This is a genomic window from Pseudomonas sp. HY13-MNA-CIBAN-0226, assembly GCF_040310305.1.
GTDB classification, from domain to species: domain Bacteria; phylum Pseudomonadota; class Gammaproteobacteria; order Pseudomonadales; family Pseudomonadaceae; genus Aquipseudomonas; species Aquipseudomonas gregormendelii.
The window spans coordinates 252,609-268,400 of record NZ_JBEOPS010000006.1 but is presented as its reverse complement, the minus strand read 5'-3'; the positions used below and the strand labels follow the sequence as shown (position 1 = coordinate 268,400).

Sequence of the window (15,792 nt, the reverse complement as noted above, 5' to 3'; positions counted from 1 at the left end):
TGTAAGCGCTGTGAGGCGTTGAGCTAACCAATACTAATTGCCCGTGAGGCTTGACCATATAACACCCAAGCAATTTGCTTGCTCTAACGAGCACCAGATTGCGGTGTGTGAAGACGAAATGAACCGAAAGTTCGACGCTTGCAAACACCGAAAGCTATCACATACCCAATTTGCTGAAGCGAGGCCAGCTGGCCACGACTCAGTACCCGAATTTCTTGACGACCATAGAGCATTGGAACCACCTGATCCCATCCCGAACTCAGCAGTGAAACGATGCATCGCCGATGGTAGTGTGGGGTTTCCCCATGTGAGAGTAGGTCATCGTCAAGATTAAATTCCGAAACCCCTATCTGCGTATGCAGGTAGGGGTTTTGTTTTTGTCCGCGAGAAAATTCCCGCATCAACACCGGGCCGCTCCCGGCTGCCACAGTCTGCCGACAATGCTAAGGTTCGCCCTGGCGTTTGTATTTTTCCAAGGAAGCCTTTATGCCGGACGCGACGTCCCTCAGTGCTGGTTTTATGGTGGTTCACGGCAACCGCCTGGACGAGTTGCGCAGCCTGGTAGTCAGCTGGATGCGGCGGTACCCGCTGGCCCCCCTGGAAAACGAAATCGCCCTGGTCCAGAGCAACGGCATTGCCCAATGGCTCAAGCTGGCACTGGCAGAAGACCCTGAAGAGGACGATACGGGCGGCTGCGGAATTGCCGCTGCCATAGACGTGCAGCTGCCCGGCAGTTTCATGTGGCAGCTGTATCGCATGGTCCTTGGTCGCGAGGAAATTCCGGTCAAATCCTTGCTCGATAAAGCGCCCTTGACCTGGCGCCTGATGCGCCTGCTGCCGCAGGTGATCGATCAGCCTCACTTCGAGCCCCTGCAACGCTTCCTCACCAACGACACCGACTTGCGCAAGCGTTATCAGCTGTCCGAACGCCTGGCCGACCTGTTTGACCAATACCAGGTCTACCGCGCCGACTGGCTTGAAGACTGGGCGGAAGGTCGACACCAGTTACGCAATGGACGCGGCGAAGCCAAGCCGCTGACGCCGGCCAACGCCTGGCAAGCGGAGTTGTGGCGCGCACTGTTGCTGGATGTGGGTGAGCAGGGCATGGCGCAAAGCCGTGCGGGCGTGCACCAACGGTTTATCGAGCGCATCAATAGCCTGGACGAAGCGCCTGCGGGGCTGCCTTCGCGGGTGATCGTATTCGGGATTTCCTCGCTGCCTGCCCAGGCCCTGGAAGCGCTGGCCGGGTTGGCCCGTTTCAGCCAGGTCCTGCTGTGCGTGCACAACCCATGTCGTCACCATTGGGCAGACATCGTCGCCGATAAAGACCTGTTACGGCACCAATACAAGCGCCAGGCGCGCAAGAACGGAATGCCCGTTGTACTCGACCCGCATACCCTCCATCAGCATGCGCATCCATTGCTGGCGGCATGGGGTAAGCAAGGTCGTGACTACATCAACCTGCTCGACAGCTACGACGATCCCAACAGCTATCGCTCGGCGTTTCGCGACGGTCGCATCGACCTGTTCAGCGACAGCACGCCGCTGAACATGCTCAATCAACTGCAGGACGACATCCTCGAACTGCGCCCCCTGGGTGAAACCCGCGAGCTCTGGCCGGCTGTTGATCTTGAGCATGATCAGTCGATCCGTTTTCACATCGCCCACAGCGCCCAGCGGGAAGTGGAAATTCTCCACGACCAGTTGCTCGCGCGCTTCAGTGCTAATCCTGATCTGAGACCCCGTGACGTCATCGTCATGGTGCCGGACATCGACAGCTATGCCCCGCATATTCGCGCAGTATTCGGCCAGCTGGAGCACAGGGACCAGCGCTTCATACCGTTCACACTCGCCGATCAGGGGCAACGCGGTCGCGATCCATTGCTGATCGCCGTCGAGCATTTGCTGAAACTGCCTGACAGTCGTTTCCCCGTCAGCGAGATCCTCGATCTGCTGGACGTTCCTGCATTGCGGTCGCGATTCGGAGTTGAGGAGCGGGACCTGCCGACCCTGCATCGCTGGATCGAAGGTGCGGGCATCCGCTGGGGCATGGATGCCGAGCAGCGCGCCAGTCTCGGCTTGCCCGCCGAGCTTGAGCAAAACAGCTGGCGTTTCGGCCTGCGCAGGATGTTACTCGGTTACGCGGTAGGCAGCTCTGGTGCCTACGGCGGCATCGAGCCCTATGACGAGATCGGCGGCCTGGATGCCGCGCTGATCGGGCCGCTGGTAGCGCTGCTCGATGCGCTGGACATTGCTCACCATGAACTGGCCTCTCCTGCAGCTCCCGGGCAATGGGGCATGCGCCTGCAAGCGTTGATCCAGTTGTTTTTCCAGGCCAGCAACGAACACGACGACTACTTGCTCGCCCAGCTGGAAGAGTTGCGCGAAACCTGGCTGGAAACCTGTGAGTCGGTTGGGCTGCATGACCAGTTGCCCCTGACCGTGGTTCGCGAAGCCTGGCTCGCGGGCCTCGATCAGGGGCGTTTATCCCAGCGGTTCCTGGCCGGGGCAGTCAACTTCTGCACCTTGATGCCCATGCGGGCTATCCCGTTCAAACTGGTGTGCCTGCTGGGCATGAACGACGGCGACTACCCTCGCGCGCAACCGCCGCTGGACTTCGACTTGATGGGCAGCGATTACCGCCCCGGCGATCGATCCCGGCGCGAAGACGACCGTTATCTCCTGCTCGAAGCCCTGCTCTCGGCCCGTGATCAGCTTTATATCAGCTGGGTAGGCCGCAGCATTCGCGACAACAGCGAACGTCCGGCCTCGGTACTGATCGGCCAGCTTCGCGATCACCTGGCCAGCGGTTGGCACTCGGCCGATGAGTCCCAGGACCTGCTTGAAGCCATGACCCAGGAACACCCGCTACAGCCTTTCAGCGCCCGCTATTTCCATGAGGGCGATGGGCTGTTCAGCTATGCCAGCGAATGGCAGACCCTCCATCAAGCCAGTGCCGTGGATGCCGCGTTCGAGACCCTTGAACCCTACGTCCAGGAAGAGCCATTGAGCCTGGGGCAACTTCAGGATTTCCTGCGCAATCCGGTGCGCCACTTCTTCAGCCAACGCTTGAAGATATTCTTTGAAGCGGCCGAAGCCCCCCTGGCCAATGAAGAGCCTTTTGTCCTCGATGCCCTGCAACGCTACAGCCTCAGCGACAGTTTGCTGGAGGCGGCACTGGGGCAACCCGATTTCGTGGATCAGACACTGGCTGCACACGCCATCCGCCTGCAGAACAGTGGCCTGCTGCCCATGGCCGGCTTTGGCGAATACCTGCAACGGGAACTGATCGAACCGCTGCCGGACCTGCTGCAGCGTTATCAACAACTGCTGACGTTGTGGCCGACCCCGCTCGCCAGCGCGTTGCCGTTGAACCTGGAGTCCCAAGGCCTGCGCCTGGAGGGCTGGCTAAGCGGCCTGCATCAGCGTGCCGATGGCGGCTTGTTGTCGGTGACAACTATCCCCAACAGCATTGGTGCGATCAAGGCGCGTAAATGGCATCGGCTCACGCGCCCCTGGGTCAACCATCTGGTGGCTTGCGCCAGCGGTTGGCCAATGACCACCGCGCTGGTGGCCAGTGACGACAGTCTGCTGCTGGCCCCAATGGAGCAGGCACAGGCTTTGGGCATTCTGGGCGATCTGCTGCTGGCCTGGAAAACCGGCATGTGCCAGCCGCTGCCGATTGCCGTGAAAACGGCCTTTGCCTGGCTGGGTCAGACCGACCCGCTGAAGGCCGAAGCCGCCGCTCGCAAAGCCTATGAAGGCGATGGCCTGACCACTGACGGCGAACGGCGTGAAAGTGCTGCGCTGGCCCGGCAGTTCAAGGACTACGACGCGCTCACGGCGGATGAATCATTCCCCGGGTGGTGCGATGCATTGTATCGACCGCTGCTGCAAGCTCCCTGGCGTTCGTTGAACAGCGAGGACTCGCGCGCATGACCGACAAGACGCCACTGGCCCTGGCTTTTCCGCTTCGCGGCAGCCAGCTGATCGAAGCCAGCGCCGGCACCGGCAAGACTTTTACCATCTCCGCATTGTATGTGCGCCTGGTCCTGGGCCACGGTGGCGAGTCCACCGGTTTCGGCCGTGAACTGCTGCCGCCGCAGATCCTCGTCGTGACCTTCACCGACGCGGCGACCAAGGAGCTGCGCGAACGCATCCGCACGCGCCTGGCTGAAGCGGCGCGCTTTTTCCGCGATGAAATAACTGCACCAGACGCCCTGATTGCCGACCTGCGTGATCAATACCCGGGGGAACAGTGGGCCGGATGTGCCAACCGCCTGGACATCGCGGCGCAGTGGATGGACGAAGCCGCTGTCTCGACCATCCACAGCTGGTGCCAGCGCATGTTGCGCGAGCACGCGTTCGACAGTGGCAGCCTGTTTACCCAGAGCCTGGAAACTGACCACAGCGACTTGCTGGGTGAAGTCCTGCGCGATTACTGGCGGTTGTTCTGCTACCCCATGCAAGGCGATGCACTGAGCTGGGTGCGTGGAAACTGGGGGGGGCCGGCGGCGTTGTTGCCGCGTGTGCGTGGGCTGTTCGCCAGTGAGCGTGGCACCACTGCCGGCAAAGAGCCTGCGCAACTGATTACCGAATGCCTGCAGGAACGGCGGGCGGCATTGCTTGAGCTGAAGATGCCCTGGACTCAATGGGCACAGGAGCTGCTCGCCATCTGCCACCAGGGCGTCGCAAGCAAGAGCGTCGACGGGCGCAAGATGCAGGCGCGTTATTTCGAACCCTGGTTTGAAAAGATCCAGGCCTGGGCCGCGGACGAATCGCTGGAGCAACTGGACATCGGCACCGGCTTCACCCGCCTGACCCCGGACGGCATGGCCGAAGCCTGGAAGGGCGAAGTGCCAAGTCACCCGGGGCTGGATGCGATGCCGGGGCTGAAGGCCAGTCTGGATAACCTGCCGACTCCCGATGCGGCCGTACTGCAACACGCGGCCCAATGGGTGGGTACCCGGTTCGAAGAAGAGAAGCGGCGCCGTGCGGAGATGGGCTTCGATGACATGCTGCTGCGCCTCGATGCCGCCCTGCAAGCCGAAGGTGGCGAGCGCCTCGCCACGCTGATTCGCGAACAGTTTCCGGTGGCATTGATCGATGAGTTCCAGGACACCGACCCGGTGCAGTACCGGATTTTCGAAACCATCTATCGCATCGAAGACAACAACCCCGACTGCGGCCTGTTCCTGATCGGCGACCCCAAGCAGGCCATCTACGCCTTCCGTGGCGCCGATATTCATACTTATCTGCGGGCGCGCCAGGCCACCACTGGCCGGCTGCATACCCTGGGGACCAACTTCCGTTCCAGCCATGGCATGGTCGAGGCGGTCAATCATGTGTTCGAACGTGCCGAGAGGCGTGAACTGGGGCGCGGGGCGTTCCTGTTCCGTGAACGCAACGGCGTAAATCCCGTGCCATTCCTGCCGGTCCAATCCCAGGGCCGCAAGGAAGTGCTGCAGATAGAGGGCAGCACGGTGCCTGCACTGAACATCTGGCACCTGCCTGGCGAGCAACCGCTGTCGGGCGCGGTCTACCGCAAACAATTGGCCGCCGCCTGCGCCAGTGAAATCACCGCCCTGCTCAACAGCGGGCAACAGCGACAGTCGGGATTCCATCAGGACGGCAAGGATTTCAGAGGCCTGCTGCCGGCGGATATCGCCATCCTGGTGCGCGACGGCAAGGAAGCCCAGGCCGTACGCGCCGAGCTGTCGGCCCGTGGCGTGCGCAGTGTCTACCTGTCAGACAAGGACTCAGTGTTCGCCGCGCAGGAGGCCCATGACCTGCTGTCCTGGCTCAAGGCCTGCGCCGAGCCGGATGTCGAGCGGCCGTTGCGCGCTGCATTGGCCTGCATCACGTTGAACCTGTCTCTGGCCGAACTTGAACGGCTCAATCAGGATGAGCTGGCATGGGAAGCGCGGGTCATGCAGTTCCGCAGCTACCGTGAGCTCTGGCGCAAGCAGGGCGTATTGCCGATGCTGCGACGCCTGCTGCACGACTTCAAGTTGCCGCAGACATTGATCGCCCGCAGCGATGGCGAACGAATTCTCACCAATCTTTTGCACCTGTCCGAACTGCTGCAGCAGGCTGCCGCCGAACTCGATGGCGAGCAGGCGCTGATTCGGCACCTGTCCGAGCACCTGGCGCTATCCGGCCAGGCGGGGGAAGAGCAGATACTGCGTCTGGAGAGCGACGAGCAACTGGTCAAGGTCGTGACCATTCACAAGTCCAAGGGCCTGGAATATCCCCTGGTGTTCCTGCCGTTCATTTGCTCGGCCAAGCCGGTGGACGGCAGTCGGCTGCCGTTGCACTACCACGATGCCAACGGCAAGGCGCAGATGAGCCTGAAGCCGACGGCCGAATTGATCGCACTGGCCGATCACGAGCGCCTGGCCGAGGACTTGCGCTTGCTGTATGTCGCCCTGACCCGGGCGCAGCACGCCTGCTGGCTCGGTGTCACGGATCTCAAGCGAGGCAATCACAACAGCTCGGTGCTGCATCTGTCGGCACTGGGTTATCTATTGGGTGGCGGTGCCATGCTGGCGGAATCTGCCGGTTTAAAACGCTGGCTGGAAGACCTTCAGCAAGATTGCCCGGCCCTGCGTTATTGCGAAGTCCCGCCCGCTAACGCCGAGCACTACCAGCCACCGCAGAACGACGCGCGCCTGCTCGCGCCGCTGATGCCCAAACGCCGTGCCAGTGAAAACTGGTGGATCGCCTCCTACAGCGCCTTGCGTATCGGCGACAGCTTGAGTATCGGCAGCGACGAAGCACCGGAAAACCCTCAGGCACAGAAACTGTTCGACGACGAACGCCTCGACCCCAATGCTCCGCGTGAAGTGGCGGCCGGCGGCGCGGACATCCATCGATTCCCTCGCGGCCCAGGCCCCGGCACCTTTCTCCATGGGCTGCTGGAATGGGCCGGTGGTGAAGGCTTTTGCGCCAACCCACAAGCGGTTGAAGACGCCATTGCGCGTCGCTGTAATCGGCGCGGCTGGGAAGGCTGGATTACCACCTTGAGTGACTGGCTGCAGCACTTGCTCAAATCGCCGCTGCACCTGGGGGCAGGGCCGGCCCCGGTCGTGTTCGAGCACCTGACCCAGTACCGGGTCGAGATGGAATTCTGGTTCGCCAGCCACAAGGTGGACGTGCTGAAACTCGATGAGCTGGTGCGCCAATACACCCACAAAGGCGTCGCGCGGGTTGCGGCAGAACCGGTATTGCTTAACGGCATGTTCAAGGGCTTCATCGACCTGACGTTCGAACACGAAGGTCGGTATTACGTGGCGGATTACAAATCCAACTGGCTGGGTGTCGATGACTCGGCGTATACCGGGCAAGCGATGGAGCAATCGATCCTCGACAACCGCTATGACCTGCAGTACGTGCTGTACCTGCTGGCCCTGCATCGCCAGCTAAAAGCACGTTTGGCCGATTACGACTATGACCGTCACGTGGGCGGTGCGTTGTACCTGTTCCTGCGCGGCACCCGTGCAGCCAGCCAGGGGGTTTATTTCGCCCGTCCGCCAAGGGAGTTGATCGAACAGCTTGATCGCCTGTTCCAGGGCAAGCCGCAGCCCAAGGCCGAACCCGCCTGGGAACAGGGAGAACTGCTATGAGTCGCACCTTCGCCGATTTGCTGCCCACCTCACTGGCGGCTGAAAGCCTGGCCGACCTCGCACCCTTGAGCCGCGCCGAAGACTTGCTGCTGTTGCTCACACGCTGGGTTGAGCGCGGCTGGTTGCGTGCATTGGACAAGGCGTTCGTGGCCTTCCTGCATGAGCTGGCGCCCGATGACGATCCCCTGGTATTGCTGGCGGCCGCGCTGACCAGCCACCAGCTGGGTCACGGGCATGTGTGCCTGGATCTGTACGAGACTCTCAAGGAACCGGACTTTGCCCTGTCCCTGCCACCCGAAGGCGATGTGCAAGGCGGCTCAATGGTGTTGCCCTCGCAATTGCTTGAGGCCCTCGACGGCGCTCACTGGTGCAAGGCGCTGGCGGTCAGCCCCTTGGTCGCATTGGCAGCCGACGGACGCGAGAATGCGCAGCAAAGGCCTTTGGTGCTGTCGGGTAAACGCCTGTATCTGCGGCGCTACTGGGCGTACGAACGACGCATCGACCTGTCATTGCGCCAGCGCCTGGCTGAGCACGAAGTGACCCCTGCGGATTTGAGCCAGCGCCTCACCGGCCTGTTCGGTCCCGCCAGGCCGGGTGAAGTGATCGACTGGCAAAAACTCGCCTGCGCCCTGGCGACCCGCAGTGCATTCAGTATCGTCACCGGTGGTCCCGGGACCGGCAAGACCACCACCGTCGTGCGTTTGCTGGCGTTGCTCCAGGCGCCCGCAGTGGAGGCTGGCCAGCCGCTGCGCATCCGTCTTGCCGCACCCACGGGCAAGGCGGCGGCGCGCTTGACCGAGTCCATCAGCCAGCAGGTCAGGACGCTGGAAGTCAGCGAAGCGGTCCGGGCGAAAATTCCTTCGGACGTCACCACGGTTCACCGCCTGCTCGGCAGCCGGCCCGGGACGCGGCACTTCCGGCATCACGCGGGCAATCGCCTGCCACTGGATGTGCTGGTGGTGGATGAAGCGTCGATGATCGACCTGGAGATGATGGCCAATCTGCTCGATGCCCTGCCAGCCCATGCGCGACTGGTGCTGCTGGGTGACAAGGATCAGCTGGCGTCGGTTGAAGCGGGCGCCGTGCTGGGCGATCTGTGCCGTGACGCGGAAGCCGGCTGGTACAGCCCGCAGACTCGCCAGTGGCTGGAGCAGGTCAGTGGCGAAAGCCTGGCAAACAGCGACCTGCACGAGGATACCCAAGGCGTTCACCCGCTGGCGCAACAAGTGGTGATGCTGCGCCATTCTCGCCGCTTCGGGGAGGGCAGCGGCATTGGTCAGCTGGCTCGCCGGGTCAATCAGCAGCAGCCTGAAGAGGCGCGCAAACTGCTGGCCACCCGCAGCCACGACGACGTGTTCAGCCTGTCGCTCAAGGGCGAACAGGACCGGGCGCTGGAGCGTTTGCTGCTTGAAGGTCACGGCGATGGGCCGCAGGGTTATCGGCATTACCTCGGCCTGCTGCGCCAGCAGCGCCCGGCGCCTGGCCGAGCCCTTGAGGATCCTTGCTGGGCCGACTGGGCTCGCCAGGTGCTGCAGGCGTTCGACGCCTTCCAGTTGCTCTGCGCCGTACGCAAGGGCCCCTGGGGCGTGGAAGGCCTGAATCAGCGAGTGACCGCCGCGCTGCTCAAGGCCCGATTGATCGATAACGATCAGCAGTGGTACGAAGGACGCCCGGTATTGATGACGCGTAACGACTACGGTCTGGGGCTGATGAACGGTGACATCGGCATCGCGCTCAAGCTACCGGAACGCGAGGGGCCTGAAGCCGGAAAGCAGGTGTTGCGCGTGGCATTCCCGCGCAACGATGGTCAAGGTGGTGTGCGTTTTGTACTGCCGAGCCGGCTCAATGACGTCGAAACCGTGTACGCGATGACGGTGCACAAATCCCAGGGCTCAGAGTTTGCCCACACCGCACTGATCCTCCCGGACGCCCTCAACCCGGTCCTCACCAAGGAGCTGATCTACACCGGAATCACCCGGGCAAAAAACTGGTTCACCCTGATAGAACCCCGGGCCGGCGTCTTCGAAGAGGCCGTGCGGCGCAAGGTCAAGCGCCTGAGTGGGCTGATGCTTGAACTGGATGAGGCCCCCGGCCAGTAACGCAAACTGGCCGACTTGCCGGCCGCACCGAGAACCGCCGTGTGTCGATGTGGTATCCGCCGGCTAATCGGCGAACAGCATCTCGCGGCTCTCACCCATCAACAGGGCCTGATTCTGCTCGGTCACCCCGCGGACGTAGTCCCACAACAGGGTGATCCGCTTGAGCTTCCTCAAATCCTCCCGGCAGTACATCCAGAACTGCCGGGTGATGTTGATCTCGCTCGGCAGCACCGGCAGCAGCCGTGGATCCTGGGCCGCCAGGAAGCACGGCAGGATGGCGAGCGACCGGCCCTGTTGCGCGGCGACGAACTGCGCGATGACGCTGGTGCTGCGCAGGTTGGCGCTGGCGCCGGGCAGTACGTTGGCCAGGTACAGCAGCTCCGAGCTGAACGCCAGGTCATCCACATAACTGATGAACGCATGTTTGGCCAGGTCGCTGGGGCGACGGATGGGCGGGTGCTGGTCGAGGTAGTCCTGGGTCGCGTACAGCTGCAAGCGGTAGTCGCACAATTTGCAGCACACGTACGGGCCATGCTCCGGGCGCTCCAGGGCGATGACGATGTCGGCCTCGCGCTTGGACAGGCTGATGAAGTGCGGCAGCGGCAGGATATCCACCGAGATCGCCGGGTAGGCGTCGACGAAATGGCTCAGCTGCGGGGTGATGAAAAAGCTGCCGAACCCTTCGGTGCAGCCCATGCGCACATGCCCGGATAACGCCACCCCGGAGCCAGACACCTGCTCGCAGGCCATGTGCAGGGTGCTCTCGATCGATTCGGCATAACCCAGCAGTCGTTGGCCTTCGGCCGTCAGCACAAAACCGCTGGTGCGGGATTTTTCGAACAACAGTGTGCCCAGCGCCGTTTCCAGCGAACTGATGCGCCGCGACACCGTGGTGTAGTCCACTGCCAGGCGCTTGGCGGCGGTGCTGGCCTTGCGGGTGCGGGCGACTTCGAGGAAAAACTTGAGGTCATCCCAGTTCAGCGAGCCTAGAGACGTGATGTTTTTTTGCATGATGGACCGGCTTTTATGTGCGTTCTTATTAGAAGTTTGCACATCTATACTCCAAAAACCGTCCGACAACCAATTCGCGACACACGCCTCATCTCAAGGCGACTTTCTCGCCTTGGCTCCCTGATAACAACAAGTCCAGGAGACCCAACATGAACGCATCGCTCACGCCCAACGAAACCACCGTGCAGAAGGTCAAGCTGTTGATCGACGGCGAGTGGGTCGAGTCGCAATCCACCGAGTGGCACGACATCGTCAACCCGGCGACTCAGCAAGTGCTCGCCAAGGTTCCGTTTGCCACCGCCTCGGAAGTCGACGCAGCCATTGCCGCTGCCCATCGCGCCTTCCAGACCTGGAAGCTGACGCCGATCGGCGCGCGCATGCGCATCATGCTCAAGCTCCAGGCGTTGATTCGCGAGCACTCCAAGCGCATTGCCGTGGTGCTGAGCAACGAGCAGGGCAAAACCATTGCCGATGCTGAAGGCGATATTTTCCGTGGCCTGGAAGTGGTCGAGCATGCCTGTTCCATCGGCACCCTGCAGATGGGCGAGTTCGCCGAGAACGTCGCCAGCGGCGTCGACACCTACACCCTGCGCCAGCCGATCGGCGTGTGCGCCGGTATCACTCCGTTCAACTTCCCGGCGATGATTCCGCTGTGGATGTTCCCGATGGCCATTGCCTGCGGCAATACCTTCGTGTTGAAACCTTCCGAACAGGATCCGCTGTCGACCCTGCTGCTGGTGGAGCTGGCGATCGAAGCGGGCGTTCCGGCGGGCGTGCTCAACGTGGTGCACGGCGGCAAGGATGTGGTGGATGCGCTCTGCACCCACAAGGACATCAAGGCGGTGTCCTTCGTCGGGTCGACTGCGGTCGGCACTCACGTGTACGACCTGGCGGGCAAACATGGCAAGCGCGTGCAATCGATGATGGGCGCGAAAAACCATGCCGTGGTGCTGCCGGACGCCAACCGCGAACAGGCGCTGAATGCGCTGGTCGGTGCCGGTTTTGGCGCAGCGGGTCAACGCTGCATGGCCACGTCTGTGGTGGTGCTGGTGGGCGCGGCCAAGCAATGGCTGCCTGATTTGAAAGCACTGGCGCAGAAACTCAAGGTCAATGCCGGCAGTGAGCCGGGTACCGACGTTGGGCCGGTGATTTCGAAGCGCGCCAAGGCGCGCATCCTCGACCTGATCGAAAGCGGCATCAAGGAAGGTGCGAAGCTGGAGCTGGACGGGCGCGACATCAGTGTGGCCGGCTACGAGCAGGGCAACTTCGTTGGCCCAACCCTGTTTTCCGGGGTGACCACCGACATGCAGATCTACACCCAGGAAATCTTCGGCCCGGTGCTGGTGGTGCTGGAGGTCAATACGCTGGACGAGGCCATCACCCTGGTCAACGCCAACCCCTTTGGCAACGGCACTGGCCTGTTCACCCAGAGCGGTGCGGCGGCACGTAAATTCCAGAATGAAATCGACGTCGGCCAGGTCGGCATCAACATCCCGATCCCGGTGCCGGTCCCGTTCTTCAGCTTTACCGGCTCGCGCGGTTCCAAGCTTGGCGATCTCGGCCCGTATGGCAAGCAAGTGGTGCAGTTCTACACTCAGACCAAGACGGTCACCAGTCGCTGGTTCGATGACAACAGCGTCAACGACGGTGTGAACACCACCATCAACTTGCGCTAAGGAGTGGTCCATGAAAATCGCATTTATCGGTCTGGGCAACATGGGCGCGCCGATGGCGCGCAACCTGATCAAGGCTGGTCATGACCTCAAGCTGGTCGACCTGAATACCACCGTGCTGGCGGAGCTGGAGCAACTGGGCGGCAGCATCAGCGCCTCCGCCCGTGAGGCGGCCCAAGGTGCGGAGCTGGTGATTACCATGCTGCCGGCCGCCGTGCATGTGCGCAGTGTGTGGCTGGGTGAAAACGGCGTGCTCGCGGGGATTGGCGAAGGCGTTCCGGCAGTGGATTGCAGCACCATTGACCCACAGACGGCGCGTGAAGTAGCAAGCGCTGCTGCCAAACAAGGCGTGGCCATGGCCGATGCGCCGGTGTCTGGCGGCACGGGCGGCGCAGCTGCCGGCACCCTGACATTCATGGTCGGTGCCACGCCCGAGCTGTTTGCCACGCTGCAACCGGTGCTGGCGCAGATGGGCCGCAATATCGTGCATTGCGGCGAAGTCGGCACCGGGCAGATCGCCAAGATCTGCAACAACCTGCTGCTGGGAATTTCCATGGTCGGCGTCAGCGAAGCCATGGCCCTGGGTGATGCCCTGGGCATCGACACCGGAGTGCTGGCCGGGATCATCAACAGCTCCACCGGGCGCTGCTGGAGTTCGGAGATGTACAACCCGTGGCCGGGCATCGTCGAGACCGCTCCGGCGTCGCGCGGCTATACCGGCGGCTTCGGTGCCGAACTGATGCTCAAGGACTTGGGGCTGGCGACTGAGGCGGCCCGTCAGGCGCACCAGCCTGTGGTGCTGGGCGCCGTGGCGCAGCAGTTGTATCAGGCAATGAGCCTGCGCGGGGAGGGTGGCCAAGACTTCTCGGCGATCATCAACAGCTATCGCAAACCCCAGTAAAAGCGGGTAATTCGCAAAAGCAAAAGATCGCAGCCTGCGGCAGCTCCTACACGGGAATGCCGCAGGCTGCGATCTTTTCTATGCATCAGGCAAACACAAAGTACTTGCGCACAGTCTCGACCACTTCCCACGTGCCTTTCATCCCTGGCTCAACGACAAAGATATCCCCTGCCCGCAGATGGATCGGCGCCATGCCTTCCGGCGTGATCACGCAGTAGCCTTCCTGGAAATGGCAGTACTCCCACTTCACGTATTCCACATACCATTTGCCCGGCGTGCAGATCCAGGTGCCCATGATCTTGCTGCCGTCTTCGCTGGTGTAGGCGTTGAGATTGACGGTGTGCGGATCGCCTTCGAGTTTTTCCCATTTGCAGGCGTCGAGTACCGGCAGGGGATGGGTGTCGCGAAGAACGGTAATAGGTGCGGTCATGTGGACTCCGGGCAGTGGATGCAAGAACGAAGTCGCACCCTATAGCGCCCGCCCGCTGGCGAGTTGTCTGTGCTCGACATCGGGGTGTCCAGAAACGCGCAGGCGCCTAAAGCGTCTCCAGCGGACAAGCGGCCCGGGCCTGTTCGAGACCCAGTTCAAACTCCACCAGTTGGGCGTGTTGCCGCGCCAGGGCAGCCATCCGCTCGCTGATCTCCTGCTTCTTCGCCGCGATGGCCTGATGGGCCAATGCCCAGGGCACCTGGGTTCCCTGATGGCCGGCGAAAATCGCCTGCAGCTCTTTGAGGCGGAACCCCAGTTGCTGAGCACATTTGATGAAGGCCAGCAGTTCGACGCTCTGCTGGTCGTACACGCGATATTTACCCTGACGCTCGGCCACCGGCAGCAGCCCGATCGCCTCGTAATGGCGGATGCTTTTGATCGTGGTTCCGGAGCGCTGCGCAGCCTGGCCGATGTACATCAATAATTCCCTTTAATGAGTCCCGGGCATTATCGGCGCACTCAGCGACTGGCGATAGCTTCGGCTTGCTGCAACCACCGCTCTCGCTGCGCGTGACTGGAGTCGAGAATCGGGCCGAAGGTCAGCGTCCGGGTGGGCTTGATGCCGCAGAACTGCAGCATGGTCCTGCGCATTTGATGCAAGCCGGGCATGCGGTAGAACCAGCGGTAGTACCAGGGCGGCGTATCCATGGTCACCAGCAGGTGCGCGCTGCGACCGTGCAGGAGTTTGTCGGGGAAGGCTTTGCCTTTGCGGTACTTGAAGGCGAAACCGGGGAGGAACACCCGGTCGAAAAAGCCCTTGAGCAAGGCTGGAATCCCGCCCCACCAGATCGGGAACACCAGCGTCAGTTGCTCGGCCCACAAGACATCCGCCTGGGCTTGCAGCAGGTCGGCTTCCAGTGGTTGAACCTGTTGGTAGCCTTCACGCAATACGGGGTCGAACGCCAGCTGGCCGAGGAACAGTTGGCGCACTTCATGCCCGGCACGCAGGGCTGACTGGGTGTAGCGCTCGGCCACGGCGGCGCAAAAACTGCTGCTCGAGGGGTGACCGAGAATCACCAGAATCCGTTTGCCCATCGTGGCTGTCCTTGAAGAGGAAAACCCAAGGGTAAAGTCTGCCCCTCAGGGGAGAGTCAAGGCATGCAGCAAGGCCTTGGCGTAACCGGGCAGTTGCGCGAAGTCGCGGGCACACAACAGCAGTTGGCGCTGCGCCCAGTCTTCGGCCAGCGCGATGCTGTGCAACGCTGGCGCGCCGGGCCAGCGTGCCACTGCCGCCTGCGGCACGATGGCCAGCCCGGCCCCGCGGGCGACCATGCGCATGGCGCCATCGAAGCCATCGGCCCTGATGCGAATCTGCAGGCGGGAACCGATATGCAGCGCCTGTTCTTCCAGGTAAATCGCCAGGGCGCTGTTGCTGTTCAGGCCAACGTAGTCGTGCGCCAGGGTGTCGCTGAAGCTCAGGGCGCCGAGCCTGGCCAGGGGGTGGTCGGGCGGCATGATCAATACCAGCGGGTCGTCGCGAAACGGGCGGGTTTGCAGGTCGCTGCTGTCCACGGCATCCGAGACAATGCCCAGATCCGCCGCGCCCTGGCGTAGCGCATGGGTGATGCGCGCACTGGGCAATTCCTGCAGGTCGATGTCCAGGTTGGGATGGCTGAGCAGAAAGTCGGCGAGCAGTTCGGGCAGGTATTCACTCATCGCCGTGGTGTTGCACAGCAACCGGACTTGTCCTTTGACGCCCTGGGCATATTCGGCCAGGTCCTGTTGCAGGCGGTCGGCCTGTTGCAGCAGCAACCGGGCGTGTTGCGCCAAGGCTTTGCCGGCAGCGGTGGGGGTGACTCCGCGTCTGCCGCGCACCAGGAAATCCACTCCCAGGGACGATTCCATCGCCCGGATGCGTGCGCTCGCTGCCGCCAGGGATAAATGACTGCGGATTGCGCCGGCGGTGATGTTGCCGCTGTCGAGGATGTTCAAGTAGAGGCGCAGGTCGGTGAGGTCGAAGTGCATGGTGGGTCCATAGAGGTGTGTTGTTCGG

10 protein-coding genes and 1 rRNA gene are annotated in these 15,792 nt (G+C 62.3%); 6 read left to right on the top strand and 5 right to left on the bottom strand.

Features of this window, described 5'->3' with window-relative positions; all coding sequences use genetic code 11:
* The first annotated feature begins 214 nt into the window (after positions 1-214).
* From rrf to recD, 4 genes are all read left to right on the top strand, one after another.
* Positions 215-330: ribosomal RNA gene (rrf, locus tag AAEZ05_RS09170) — 5S ribosomal RNA — on the top strand.
* 156 nt (positions 331-486) lie between these two features.
* Positions 487-3,939, top strand: a complete 3,453-nt coding sequence (recC, locus tag AAEZ05_RS09165) for an exodeoxyribonuclease V subunit gamma (protein ID WP_350646974.1) — start codon at positions 487-489, stop codon at positions 3,937-3,939.
* Positions 3,936-7,625, top strand: coding sequence for an exodeoxyribonuclease V subunit beta (gene recB, locus AAEZ05_RS09160; RefSeq protein WP_350646972.1), 3,690 nt, complete (start codon positions 3,936-3,938; stop codon positions 7,623-7,625). The genes recC and recB overlap by 4 nt, the downstream gene beginning before the upstream one ends.
* Positions 7,622-9,724 (top strand): exodeoxyribonuclease V subunit alpha, encoded by a 2,103-nt coding sequence (recD, locus tag AAEZ05_RS09155; RefSeq protein WP_045060092.1) that lies wholly within the window; start codon positions 7,622-7,624, stop codon positions 9,722-9,724. Before recB ends, recD begins: the two co-directional genes overlap by 4 nt.
* 63 nt (positions 9,725-9,787) lie before the next feature.
* On the opposite strand, the gene AAEZ05_RS09150 is transcribed toward recD, so the two are convergent.
* Positions 9,788-10,735 carry a LysR family transcriptional regulator gene (locus tag AAEZ05_RS09150; protein WP_350646969.1) on the bottom strand — a complete coding sequence of 316 codons (948 nt, stop codon included), beginning with the start codon at positions 10,733-10,735 and terminating at the stop codon, positions 9,788-9,790.
* Positions 10,736-10,884: 149 nt separating this feature from the next.
* Here AAEZ05_RS09150 and AAEZ05_RS09145 point away from each other — a divergent pair, with 149 nt between their 5' ends.
* Both AAEZ05_RS09145 and mmsB read left to right on the top strand, forming a co-directional pair.
* Complete coding sequence (locus AAEZ05_RS09145) at positions 10,885-12,411, top strand: CoA-acylating methylmalonate-semialdehyde dehydrogenase (protein ID WP_350646967.1); 1,527 nt, start codon at positions 10,885-10,887, stop codon at positions 12,409-12,411.
* 10 nt (positions 12,412-12,421) lie between these two features.
* A complete protein-coding gene (mmsB, locus tag AAEZ05_RS09140) occupies positions 12,422-13,309 on the top strand; it encodes a 3-hydroxyisobutyrate dehydrogenase (protein WP_205894128.1) in 888 nt (295 codons plus the stop codon).
* 85 nt (positions 13,310-13,394) lie between these two features.
* On the opposite strand, the gene AAEZ05_RS09135 is transcribed toward mmsB, so the two are convergent.
* The 4 genes from AAEZ05_RS09135 to AAEZ05_RS09120 all read right to left on the bottom strand — a co-directional run bounded on the left by AAEZ05_RS09135 (position 13,395) and on the right by AAEZ05_RS09120 (position 15,764).
* The gene (locus AAEZ05_RS09135; protein WP_028624747.1) at positions 13,395-13,739 is read right to left on the bottom strand and encodes a cupin domain-containing protein; all 345 of its coding nucleotides are present in this window, start codon (positions 13,737-13,739) and stop codon (positions 13,395-13,397) included.
* Positions 13,740-13,845: 106 nt separating this feature from the next.
* The gene (locus tag AAEZ05_RS09130) at positions 13,846-14,217 is read right to left on the bottom strand and encodes a MerR family transcriptional regulator (RefSeq protein ID WP_350646965.1); all 372 of its coding nucleotides are present in this window, start codon (positions 14,215-14,217) and stop codon (positions 13,846-13,848) included.
* A gap of 41 nt (positions 14,218-14,258) precedes the next feature.
* The gene (locus AAEZ05_RS09125; RefSeq protein ID WP_350646963.1) at positions 14,259-14,834 is read right to left on the bottom strand and encodes an NAD(P)H-dependent oxidoreductase; all 576 of its coding nucleotides are present in this window, start codon (positions 14,832-14,834) and stop codon (positions 14,259-14,261) included.
* Positions 14,835-14,879: 45 nt separating this feature from the next.
* Positions 14,880-15,764, bottom strand: coding sequence for a LysR family transcriptional regulator (locus tag AAEZ05_RS09120; RefSeq protein WP_350646961.1), 885 nt, complete (start codon positions 15,762-15,764; stop codon positions 14,880-14,882).
* Positions 15,765-15,792 lie beyond the last annotated feature (28 nt).